Source organism: Priestia sp. JNUCC 25 (assembly GCF_053667915.1).
Genome location: NZ_JBSJYE010000002.1, coordinates 1 through 13114, shown reverse-complemented (window position 1 = coordinate 13114; position 13114 = coordinate 1). Strand labels below are relative to the sequence as shown.

Here is a 13114-nt window from a genome sequence, read left to right as displayed (position 1 = left end):
GATTAAAGGGGAGGAGATAGAATGAACCCAACTATTGTAGATGAACTCATAAAGAAGCTTTCCTTACTCGATTCAAACAAGGAATATGTTGAATTAGCAGTTGATTTAAACGATATTTACGAAAGTAGTAATAAACTTGATCAATTGATTGCAGACACTCTTAGTTCTTCACTAGACCAAGAGAAGCTAATAAATCAATTAATTGAAATAGAGGTCGAGCTTGATCATATTAATTGGCATTATAAAAGCTTGAAAAAGGAATTAAAACAATTACTCAACACGTAAAGCGAAAGAAGGTACAGATTTTGAAAAAAGGTGCTATAAAATTCTTGTTATATTTTCTAGTCTTTTTTGGAGGTAATTTAATTATTAATATATTATTTAAATCTCAGGCTGATTTCCTAACGGCATTCTCTACTGCTTTTGGGGTCGCATTTGGCATAGCTGCTATCGAGATTTATACAAGAAGAAAATCCAAGGCCGTGTAATATAATAGCCTTGGGTTTTCATTTCCGATAACTATTTTTACGTTAAATATGAGGTGTAATCATGCAATATTTATTGTAGGAGCGTAGAGCTGATAGTGAAGCGCTAAGGTGAGTCTAAAAATAGCTAAGAATAAAGGAGATACTTTATGTCTGAGTATAAAGTTAAATTAAAGAAAACTTGGGAAGATGAAACCCTACTTGAATTAAATATGATTGTCACTTCTCCCCATTGCAAAGCAAATATTTATTTTCACACCACTATTGAAGATCTTAAACAGTTGAAAGATAATCTAATCTTATTTTCAAACTTAAAACGAAAAGAATATCAATGGATTCAAGGGGAAGATAAGGAAAGTGCTGCTCACTATGTACAAGTTAGATTCTTTCATTTTAACAATCAAGGGCATATCGGAGTCGAGTTTGTACTTGATAATAAGCTAGATATTCCAGATAGAACACGCGTGAATTTTTATCTTGTTACTGAATTAAACCAAGTTGATGATTTTATATATAAACTAGAAGGATTAATTAAGGGGATTACAGATAGTCTAGAAAGTATATCAGAAGCAAGAGTATGAAGCTTCTGAACATTAAATTAAAGAAGGTGAAGTTTTGAAAAAAGAATTTTATCAGGGAGATAGTTTTTGGAGCGACGATAGCAAATATAAGCGTATAGATTATCCGATAAATGATGAAATCATAAAGCAAGCTGAAGTTATTTTAGGTGTTAAGCTACCTAGTTCATTATTGGATTTACTGAAAATAAGAAATGGTGGGGGATTAAACTACCGATACTTTATGTTACCTGATGGCGATACAGAAAGTATTCGTTATGGAGGAAGAGCAAACATTGATTCAATTGACCCTATACATTTTGAAAATGATGATATAAGTATCTTATCTTCCAAAGAACTATTAAAAGAAGTCAAACTCACAGGTGAATTTGTGGTTTTGTGGACGGATTTTCACTATTGGGTCTTGTTGGATTATCGTAATAGATCACAAGATCCTACTGTTATATATATCGCAGAAAACTTCTCAGCTTCAACAAACGATACTACAGAATGGGAGTATATCAAAATAGCAGATACTTTCGATGATTTTCTAAAGCAATTATTTCGTGTACCCGCCCTAGATCCAAAACAATTAAAAAGTAGTTATAGCCGCAAAGAATGATTAAGCTAAACAAGCTTTTTAGAAACTACATTTTTTACTATAATCCTATTTTCATTGGTTAAATATATATTGTTTAACCTTTACAGTATATAATGTGGTATATCATTTACTTTTAATGTAATTCATGGAGGGAATTTTGTATAAATTAAAGTGCATTCCATTTTTTGTGTTTATTATTTTGTTCCTGCAAGGCTGCGAAGACTCATTAAATAAAAAAAGTAGTCGTGAACAAGAAGAAACTACCTTAATAGAAGATATAGAGAAAGAGGAAGAGGCCATGACAACCGTCTATGATAAAGCTAAATGGCATTATGAAGGAGATTTCCCGAGTAACTTGAGTGAAAAGCAGGCATTCGTTCATACTGGAATGTATCTCGGTTGGATTATTGAAGAAAACTTATATAGCAAAGAATTTGAAGAAGAGGCTGCGCAAGAAATTATAGAGTTTAAACAAAAGAACATGACCGGAACTGAAATATATATGGAATGGGATGGCGTCTTTGCCAGCGATATGCTGAATGCGGAAGGAAAGGCCTTTACAACAGATTACTTTGATTTCGATAAAGGTACTTATTTAGATGATTATGAAGCTATATTTCCTCATATAAAATCCCTTTATGAGGTAGAAGATACGTGGAATAATTATGAGGCTATTAATACAAAGATTAATGAGCGTTTTGATACTTGGAAGCATACAAAGGAAGAAAATAAAGGTGATAAGTTATTTACGGTTGATTCATATATTGGTTCATTAAAGAAAACACTTGAACAAAATGAAGATAAGTTAATTAACAATATCGAAAAAGTACATACTTTTCATTATTATAAGGACATTGACTTACTGAACTTTGAAATCTTCATTCAGCCATTTGATTTGTCTATTAGGATGTTTTCTATGGACAATGAAGCGAATGAAGTTTTCTATGAAGGAAACAATCGTGCCATTTTTTCAGGTAGTTATGAGCTACTTGAAGAGTTTGAATACTATGAGCTAGCCGACGAGCATTCAGATGAGTTTTGGGATTTTTATGAACAAAATGAAGAAGAAATATCTGCTGCTGAGAAAGAATTGATTTCAAAATGGTTTATCACTTGTTGGAATAAAGCTGGCGATAATGGAATAAATCTGCCTGTTTATCTAGATTTTCATGATGATATAGAATCTTTTGATTTAAAGAAGAACGAATGGATTGATAGTGAAGACAAATGGTCTGACGAAAATAGCAACTAAATTCATTGTACACGTAAAAAGAAGCCAAACAATCGTAGTGGCTTCTTTTTAATATCAATACTCACATTCTAAAAAACAAAAAATTATATGTTCGCAAAAGTATACCTTTACGGACTTTTATTTTAGATAAGGAATCTATCATTTTCATCGTTCGTTTAAGTTTGAAAATAAATTACGAACGTATGCTAAAATACACATACTTTTACGAACGTTTTGGCGAAGGAAGAGAAAAACAAAATGAGTATAAAAATAGAAAATTTGGAGACATACGTGTGAGCAGTCGAGATTATAATGAAGGTCGTAAGCTTCATCAATGTAGTAAGTTGGCATTTCTCCTCGCGATATTTTTATCGATAAACAAAGGGGGATTATAAGCCGTACTGGCAATGAAAAAAGCGAATGTAAAAAAGATAAGATTTATAAGTTAGTTAAATTAAATGAAAGTACTTTGAATATAAAGGTTTTTTACTGTGTTAATAACAACACATACAGGCCTATTTTAAATTAATTTTATTTATTAGTCACAAATAGGTTGTAACAAAGTCTATATATTTTTTAAATAATTGATATACAATTATCTATGAAGAGGTGAATAATTCATGTCAAAAAATGATAAAAATCCTACAGCAGGGATTGGAGATCCCTATTGGTATGAATGGACAATTGGCCAGGATTATGTAGTTAGTATGCTTAATCCAGATAACCATATAGAATCAGTAACCTTACAAGCCACACAGGCTCAGGGATTAGACGATGTAGTAGTCACATACACCAATGGAAATGCTGAATATATTCAAGTTAAACATACTCGTAAAGAGGATACCCTCACTTTTGGGAATATTTTATCCCTTTTACCAAGTATGTCAAAAGCTTGGGCAAATCAAAAAAGTAAATGGAATAAATGTACACCTATACTTTTATCGAATCGAAAGATTGGTACTACATCTACAACGATAAATATTAAGAAAGATAAGTCAGATAATCTGAAAAATGAATCATATGAAAGACCTGCCCTTAACGAATTTCTAAAACATTTTCAGATTGAAGTTGAAGGTGCTAAGAAACTTAGTGATATTAAAATGCCAAAGGACTGGGGGTGTGCATGGAAGGAATGGTGTAAAGGCCTCGAAGTATTATCAAATGACCGAGAAAAATTAGAATTTCTTAAACTTCTAACAATTAAGGGAAATCATCCAGGTTTAAAAGAACTTACAACTCAAGTTACTAAAAAAATTGCTGCAACATTTGGTGTCTCAACAGAAAAAGCAACCAGCTTATTTAGTCAACTGGACCACGCTTTAAGAGAATGGGGAACAACAAATCGCGGTAAAAAGGAATTGATAAATCGTGAGGATGTATATGAAGTATTAAGTATGTCTTCCAAAAACTTAATTGGAGAGCATATGCTTAGACCGCCTGAGCCGTTTTTTTTAAGTCGCAAACTACTCCTTGAGGATCTATCTACTGATTTAAGGACAGGAACTAACCCAGTTATATTCCTCTCTGGGTTACCGGGACAAGGAAAAACAAGTGTCGTTAGCTCATTAGCAAATCAACGTGATCCAGTTATAGATTTACGTTATCATGCTTTTAAACCCATAACCCCTCAAACAGAAAGGTTTTCTTCCGATGCTGGTATTACAACTAAGGCAGAGGTACTATGGGGTGATTTATTAACAGAGATTCGTAGTTTCTTCTTCAAAGGACGTCTCGCTAAGTTTAATATTCCAGTTAGAAATGATTTTTTAACCCTTGAGGAACTTATCTCTCAGGTATTAAGATTAGCAAATGTTTTAGGAGAAGAACGTGGACGTCCCACTGTGATTGCAATAGATGGAATTGACCATGCAGCACGTGCTGGTGTTGATCAGTACTCATTCCTTGATACACTGATTCCCCCTGATGAAGTTCCAGAGCATGTAAAATTTTTAATTGTAGGTCAACCCGCCGAATCTTATGAAAAGTATCCATCATGGTTAAAAGAACAACGTGCCCCTGGCGTTTCTCACTGGAAGGTGGAAGGAATTCAACAAGAAGACATTGCTCAACTTGTCGCTACTGAAATTTCACCAATGCATGTTGATGATTTTGAAGCAACTGTCCGTCTAATTAGTGATGTTTCTCAAGGTAATACATTAGCAACTATCTTTGCCATAGAGGAAGCAAAGGGAGTTACTAGTATAGAAGAACTTCAAGAAATTCTAGAAAAACGAAGATTAACAGATGGCGTATCTATTTACTACAATAAAATTTGGTCAGCAGCTGTTGCGAAACTTGAAGAAAAATATCCATTTATAGGGCAAAGATTAGCTTGTATATTTTCTCTAACTAAAGAACGCATTAAAGGTGAGGATCTATCTAAGATATTTACTGAAGTACTAGGTGTTTCTTCTTCAGACTGGACCGAGTCACTTCGTTCACTTCGACCCCTAGTGGTAGAAGAAACTAATGGATTTCGCTTAACTTATAATGATATTAGAGTTCATCTCACTAAGCAAGTACATGGTCAACCAGAAAGACTTCGTGAAGTAGCTAGCCTTATGGCGGATTTTTACTGGAAAGATTTTTCTAAGGCAGAAGCAAGACATGCTAGCCTTTTTGAATTATTAAGAAAGAGCAATCGTCATACAGATCAAGCAAGAGCTTTTACTCCTGAATATGTAATGGAAGGGTATGCGTTAGGAAGACCAATTTATGAGTTACAAGAACAATGTAAACATGCCTTAATAAACGTAGCAGATACAAAAGAATGGGATTGTGTGCATATTGTTTCCTGCGCTACTACGACTCTTGTTCAGTTGTATAAATCAGTTGATTGGATGGGGAATAGATTAGAATATATTCCCGATGTTCCACCCCTTCTATTTTCTGAGGGAAGGGTACCTATCAAAGAATCGTGGACGTTAGATATAATATATGACACACTCAACGATGCTTATCGTCTTATAGAGTCGCAAGAAAAAAAACGTGCTCATGGATTAATGATGCGATGGTTTTATGGTATAACACCAACTAATCTTGCTATTATTCTTGGGAATGTTATTTTCGATGAAATCGATAATGAACGAGGTTTAAATGAAAAATTTAAAAGAACTGTAACCAAATGGGGGAAGATAAGTCAACATATTGGTTTGTTTTGGCCTAACGAAGAAAAACATTATCAATCCAAGGATAAAATAGAGCAAGAAATATGGTCTCTTTTCTCTAATGGAATGATGGAGGAGGCCATAAAAATAGGTGGAGCTAAACAATGGATTTACTCTAGACAATCATCAGTTTTCTCCTCTATTAGCAAATTAGAAGAGAATTTAATGAGTTTAGCCTATGAAAAGAAATGGATTGAAGTTACCTATACTTTAAAGGAATGGGGGACTTATCGTGATCGGCTTCCTACTACATTTCAAATTAAGGCTGCCAGCCTTAGCCTTCTTACTGGGCGGAAAGATTTGTTTAATATATGGGTTCAACCAATAGTAGAAGAAGGATTCCAATGTCTCAATAACATTGACACAATTAGTAATTCAGAAGAGGATGCTCTGCTTTATTGTATGATCAGTTTTGTTTTAGGGTGGACGAAACCTTTCCTTGATAATAGTAATATTGGAGCGCAGGGGACTGAAGTTTATTTTAAACAAAGGAAAGATGAGCGTAAGAGGGGTCACTTATCAGCAATGCTTCGAGGAAGTGCTCTTGCAGGGAAATGGTTAGGTACCTATTTGAGAAGGGGAACAAAGTCGGCTGAGCAAATTGTAACTATAAGTGAGATTAAACAAACTCTTGCAGTATTATTGCAAAAAAGACGTAGTTATAATGAGTCCGTATATTATCATGATCTACCAACAAAATTAATTATAGAGATTTTGATTGAATGTTCAACTCTTATTGGTGGAAAAGCTGATTATACAATTTATGATTTTATAAACAATTACTGTATATCGTACCCTGTGAACTATATGATGGAAATTGGATGGAGATATCTTTGGAACCGTGGAGATGAGGAGTTATTAGAAAACTGGTTTCTTCATTGGTGTGGACCAAAAGGAAGAGTTTGGCACGAAGAGATAGCATTTCGCTCTGAAATCGTAAATAGGCTCTCCACTCTTGCAGATGAAATTGGATTCTATGAAGAGGCGACAGAAGCCCGTCATCTTCTAAAATGGGGAATGATTGGCTATACAGGTCACAAAGAATATGTTCTAGAAAATACAAAAGAATGGTATAAAGAGCTTTCCAAAATTAATCCAGGAATCTGGAGAGAAGAAGGGAAGTTATTGCTTGAAATTTGCCAGGAGGCTACAAGATTAGGTGATAATAGATCCAATATTTTTGTAGAGTCTATCATAGCAAGTTCAATAGCACGTGAAGGGCCGCAAGCCATGTGGAGCCTATTAAACGCGCAAAAAGTAAGAGATCCACTGATAGATAATGTTAAGATGATTTTTAATGGTTTAATAGCTGCACTTGAATCTATGGATGCCTCCAAGCAGGATCTTTTATCAATATGGGCTTTTGGTATTGGAGCTTTAAATTGGCAGGATGGTAGCGAACGTTGCTACTTGCAAGATTTAAAAAATGCAATTTTATATGCTGCTAAGATCAATGGTATTAAGTCAATAGAAGAGGATATGGAAAACTTAGGACCTGCAGAATATAATGCCCAAGGGGATAGGAGCCGTTATCGAATACCCGAAAGATGGTATGAAGAAGCAGAGGGAGGTGTATTGGACAGTAATCAGGGCACAGAAGAGTTCTACCACTTAATAAAGGATCTATCTATTGAAGAAGCAATTAACACATTGGTTGAGCCGGATAATTCAAAATTCATATGGAAAGGAGTATATGTTATTGCCAATAGATTGAAGGAAGAAAAACCCGTTGGTTATCCAAAGTACCTTCAAAAATTAGTACACATATTAATAACCTATAATCATACTCCATATAGTTGGAACGGATCGGGCGATTTATATTTAGCATACCAGTCCCTTCTACCACTTTTACGTGATAACGTAAGATTTAAACTACTAAAAGGAGTAATTGCTAACTTAGATTTTGAGGGTAATAAGCGAATTTGGCTTGATAGTGCTGCGGAGAATTTAGATGATTTTTGTAGGTTTCGAGCAACCTCTGTTGGGGTTAAAGATTTAACTGATGGCTTACATCGTCATCTTTCCCTTCATGAAATGTGGATTAGAGGTAACGGTTTTCTGCCAGATATGACACGTATTCAACTTCCTACAATACAACCAGATGATATTGTTCCTGAGACATGGTCTGAATATGCGGTTCAATATTTTTTTAGAGTTTTAAATTCAGATAATCTTACGAGAATCCAAGTGGCAATACGTGGAATCTGGAGTATTGCACAAGTATCACCAATGGATTTAGAATACATTTCCAAGCGTTGGGACTACCTATCCCATAGCGTTAAAGAGAGAATTTTATTAATTGTGGAGAGAATGGCATCCAGTCTTCCTTCTGTATATGAACTATTCTCGGAGATTGTACAGAAGTGCTATAAAGGGGTTGACCTGTCTTTAAAATTACAGGCTTTGATGATTTTGAGAGGATTAGAGCGTAGAACAGGAGAAAATTATCCTAGATGGGAACTGCCTATACATCCTGAACATGAATCATTTATGGCGTTATCACCAGGAGATAAAGGAGTCTTAGATATTCCTAATATAAAGCGTGGTTTATCCTATGAATTACATGGAATTGGTATGGTACACAGTCTTCTTGGGAAAATTGATATAGTTGTAGACGATTATATAGAGGATATCGAGCGTAAATTTGCATCATACTCCAATACTTCTAAGCCTGATATTATTGACCCTGAACCAATTCCTATACATTCAGGTCAAATAAAAGTAAATATTCTTCCGCAAAAAGAAAATTTACTGAAGATAATTTATCACGAGCTGTACCAGGGTAGATGGAATAATGTCCCTATAATAAAACTTGCTCAAGTTCTTTTAAAATCAGATGAACCATTTATACTTACTAAAAGTCCATACCCAGCGGTAGATGTCAATGAGTGGCCAGTTGATTACGAGTTAGATTCTATACCAAAAGAAAAGGACAAGATTTTAAAACGTATTAGTCCACATCTATACGCTGGACTTTCCGAAGATGAAGTGTTAATTGGAGCAGTTCTTCATACGTACTCCCATTCAACAGATGTTGAGGTAGTATTTAATACGATTGTACACGATAAAGAATCTAACTTAGGATTGATTCATGAAAAAGGCACCATGAATGGCCGTATATTTGCACTTTACGATGAAGAGCGCTTTGATCCACAATCCATCGGTACTCAATCTCTAGGAATGACATATAAAGCTGGTGGAATAGGAGAATTTAATAATCAAAGTATGGTTTGCTATCCAGCCTTATTATGGCAAGAGATGTTCGAATGGTATCCATCTAAAAACAATCCATTCATCTGGTGTAAAGATAATAATCCTGTCCTTAAATTCGAATATTTTCATGGTCAAATGAGAGACATTGCTCAGGATTATCTATATAGACAACCATTTTTGCAAAGGTGGGTTTGTTCGAAAAAAGCACTTAAAGAATTAGAGAACAGTTTAGATATCAAGATATCTCCCGTAACATATGTTAACATTAATTCTATACCGAGATAAGTATTAGGTACCTACTTAGTGTAAGATAATGATATTGAATTTATTTTATGGAGTTGTCCAAGCTTTTAATTAATTGGATTTATAAGAACAAATGTGAATATTGGAAGGGTTCAAAATAAGCAGTGAACATATTCCACTGCTTATTTTACCTTTTTATAAATTTCTTAATTTCTTCAATTGCTAATCCCAAATCACCTTACGCTGTAATTCCTGCCTTTTTCAACTCATCTTGAAGGGTCATTCCCCCTTCAATTTTTATTTTCCTTTTTGTACCGTCCCTTATTGTAAAAATCCTCATTTGATACATTTTGTAACTTCTCCATAAATTACTGAAAAACATGTATTTATATATATAAGTATTAATTTCCTAAATAACCAAGAATGTTGCCTATAAATTCAAAGTAAATCGAAATTAGAATAGTCTTATTCAACTAATATTAAAGCTTTTATTTTTTCGTATTCTCTCTTCTAATAAATCATCTACTTGCTTTAACCCTTTTTCACATTTCCTCATCATTAGGTCAAAATAATCTGATATAGATTCTACACTTTGAGAACATAATATCCTCTTATTTATGCCATTAATAGTGCGTATTACTTCTTCATAATTATAATCCCCTGTTAGAGTATTATAGTAAACTTGTCTTAATGAAATAGTAGCATAAGAATGATATTCTTTTATTATATTCTCAAATTCTTTTTGAGCATTTGATGATAATTTTCTAAGATTGTCTAGAAAGAAAGTAGATGTAGGGTTACAAAAATCATACAATGGTTTTGCGATGTTGTGTAATGTATCAATTCTTTTTTTTAGCCATCTTTCTTTAAATGTTTCAATAAATTCATCCCAGGTCAGAAGGTATACATTTGTGTTCTTCACTGCTTCAAAGGATCCAGATTGAAATCCTTTTTTTGCAATAATAAAGCCACAATGAGCCCCTGAATCTGCAACAACAGTTCTAAAAGCATGTATTATATTTTGAGGGATAGCAGATTCCCAATATTTACATTCACAAAAGTAAACTAAATGAGGGTGCTGTGTTGTATCTTTTGCTACAACATCGATGTTTACTCTCCCTCTTACAGTTTCCATGTCTACTTGATTAGATGAATTACAACCTATTTCTGAAAAAATTTTAGTTGTTTTAATCTCTAAATCTCTCCAGTCTTTTGGTGCATCTTTGAATATTTTCATATATCCCCCTTAAGAATTAACTCCTTTATAATATGTCTGTTTTTATTATTTAATTTTATACACCTACAATAATCAGGACTGAACTTTTCTTATAATGTACACAAGAATATCTATAATTTCTTTGAATTTGGATTCCTTTAAACACTCTAATGAATTAGATTTTATTAAACTTTTTATAGATGTTTCATTATCGAAGGTAGTCCAATGTTTTACAAGTTTATTTCTACTCTCTTTAAACTTTTCTTCATCTTTGTATTCAAATAATGTTAATGCGTTCTGAATTGTTATATCATTTTGATCGTTATAAAACATTAATTTAGGTTTAAAGTATTGCTTAAATTTACTTTTATTTACTCTTGGTCTATTTTCTTTTATAAGTGTTAATTCTTTTTTCATAACTACATCATGATATTTTTCATATGTCTGAAAATAAATATCTGTCAACTCTTCTATTTCTTTTATTTCTAAGTCAGGAAATGCATTAGCTAATAGTATAGGGTTGAGAAAATAAGATTCAATAGCATATTCATTTAAAACAAATACAGAATCTTCACAAAGTCCCACACCATTACTTATACACCTCTCTAAGATTTTTCTTTTTCTTACTTTCACTTCTTCACCATCCGAGTCTACAATAATTGAATAGGAAGATTTAACATTATCCTTAACTAAAACATTGGCACTTGCATAAAATTCCATTTTATCAAAACCACCGACATTAAAAATGCCGATTTGTCTTTCTAAAATTTCAGGATTATTCGTTATTTTAATAATTAATTCTTTAATAAGAGTTTCATCATCCTTGCCTTCTACGAAAATAATGTGGTTCTTATTAAGTATGTCAGAAGGTTTAATGCCTAAATCATTTATTATTTCCGTAGCATAAGAGTTTGAAATATTTGTTTGTAAAGAAACCTTATCTTTTGTAATATGTAATATATTTCGCTGGTTTACTTCACTTACTATAACAGGAGAGTGAGTAGTAAAGAAAACTTGATTATTAAGACTCAGATCTTTAAGAGCGTTTATCATTTTTCTTTGCAACGATGGATGTAGATATACTTCTGGTTCCTCAAATAATAAAATTGATTGGTTGATGTTAGATTGAAATGTTAATAATGTTTGTAAAAGAGAAAGGATCATAATATTTTGTAATCCTGTTCCACACGAAAGTATATCAATTTCTTTGTTCGGAAAATTTTTATCAATTAAAAATGTTCTAATTTTGTATTCAGTAGTTGTTTCAGAAGTAAAATTAACTTGTACATTAAGAGAAAGTGAATCGGTTCTCAAATTTGATTGGAAATAAGTATTTATTTTATTAATAATGGGATTTAACATTAATTTTAAATTATCTAGCATTAACCTTTTAAGTTCCTTATAACTAAATTTTCTTTGATCAGTTGGGATACTTATTTGATGAGAATCCTCCCATCCCGAGAGAATCCTTTCTAATAATTGCTGAAACATTGAGTTTTTTAACGCTTTTGCTTCGGTTTCTGGGTTTCTTATAGCAGATATTACGAAAAGAGGTGGGATATATAACTTCAACTTTTCAAAATTAATTTTTTCTCCATAAAAGGTAATATGAAGTTTGGAATTTCTATGACCATATTTTCTAATTAATATAAATTTTAAATATCCTTTTTCTACAGCTAATTCAGCTGTTTCTGCTCTTCTTACAAGTATTGATTGTTCCTCAATAACAGAATCTGGCCTATAGGATTCCAAATCATAAAAAAAATCAGAAACTTCTTCTTTGTTAAAGGAATGTGAAAAACAAAGTTCTATTTCTATTTGATCTTTAGTACCCATATAATGGTCTTCATCACTCAAATCTTTTTCTCCATAAAAACTTTGGATAGCATCCAAGATAGTGGATTTCCCAGAATTGTTCTGTCCTACTAAACAATTCAATTCAGAAACATCAACTTCTTGGTATTTAATCGATTTATAATTTAATATATTTACTTTTACTAATCTCATCTTAAGACCACCTTTAATATGCATGAGGAGTAGATATTATATATTTTTCTTTTTTAGTCAATTCTCTTTTTTAAAGTAGATCTAAATTTTTTCTCTCTTTTAAATATAAGATAAATCACCTGAAAAGTAACTCATATAGTAGTCTCTTTATGAAATAAGTTTTATCATTTTCAAAAAACAAACAGCAACCAACATTAAATAATGTTGGTTGCTGTTTAGCAAAATTGAACAACTAGAATTATATTTTACCCTCTTGTACGACTAATTGCATTTGAAATATATCTGATTCTGTAATTCCTGCCTTTTTTAACTCATCTTGAAGGGTCATTCCCTCTTCGATCTTTATTTTCCTTTTAGTACCGTCTCTTAATGTAAAGATCCTCATTTGATACAT

At 32.6% G+C, this 13114-nt stretch carries 8 protein-coding genes and 1 pseudogene; 6 read left to right on the top strand and 3 right to left on the bottom strand.

The genetic code is table 11. From position 1 onward, the window contains the following. The first annotated feature begins 21 nt into the window (after window positions 1-21). From JNUCC25_RS26620 to JNUCC25_RS26595, 6 genes and pseudogenes are all read left to right on the top strand, one after another. Entirely contained in the window at window positions 22-285 is a 264-nt protein-coding gene (locus tag JNUCC25_RS26620; protein ID WP_247807229.1) for a hypothetical protein, read from the top strand. Between the two features lie 20 nt (window positions 286-305). After that, window positions 306-488: a hypothetical protein gene (locus JNUCC25_RS26615; RefSeq protein ID WP_048022150.1), complete on the top strand. Its 183-nt coding sequence runs from the start codon at window positions 306-308 to the stop codon at window positions 486-488. Between the two features lie 146 nt (window positions 489-634). Then, a complete protein-coding gene (locus JNUCC25_RS26610) occupies window positions 635-1066 on the top strand; it encodes a hypothetical protein (protein ID WP_394549276.1) in 432 nt (143 codons plus the stop codon). Between the two features lie 34 nt (window positions 1067-1100). After that, a complete protein-coding gene (locus JNUCC25_RS26605) occupies window positions 1101-1664 on the top strand; it encodes an SMI1/KNR4 family protein (RefSeq protein ID WP_454223340.1) in 564 nt (187 codons plus the stop codon). Window positions 1665-1941: 277 nt separating this feature from the next. Next, window positions 1942-2364: pseudogene (locus tag JNUCC25_RS26600) on the top strand (DUF7832 domain-containing protein); the annotation flags it as partial. 1130 nt (window positions 2365-3494) lie between these two features. Further along, window positions 3495-9539: an ATP-binding protein gene (locus JNUCC25_RS26595; protein ID WP_454223339.1), complete on the top strand. Its 6045-nt coding sequence runs from the start codon at window positions 3495-3497 to the stop codon at window positions 9537-9539. 427 nt (window positions 9540-9966) lie between these two features. Here the strand turns inward: JNUCC25_RS26595 and JNUCC25_RS26590 are convergent, their stop codons facing one another. The 3 genes from JNUCC25_RS26590 to JNUCC25_RS26580 form a co-directional block, all read right to left on the bottom strand. Next, window positions 9967-10734 carry a restriction endonuclease gene (locus tag JNUCC25_RS26590; RefSeq protein ID WP_454223338.1) on the bottom strand — a complete coding sequence of 256 codons (768 nt, stop codon included), beginning with the start codon at window positions 10732-10734 and terminating at the stop codon, window positions 9967-9969. Between the two features lie 72 nt (window positions 10735-10806). Next, window positions 10807-12720, bottom strand: a complete 1914-nt coding sequence (locus tag JNUCC25_RS26585; protein WP_454223337.1) for an ATP-dependent nuclease — start codon at window positions 12718-12720, stop codon at window positions 10807-10809. 238 nt (window positions 12721-12958) lie between these two features. Then, window positions 12959-13114, bottom strand: a complete 156-nt coding sequence (locus JNUCC25_RS26580; RefSeq protein ID WP_368896138.1) for a hypothetical protein — start codon at window positions 13112-13114, stop codon at window positions 12959-12961.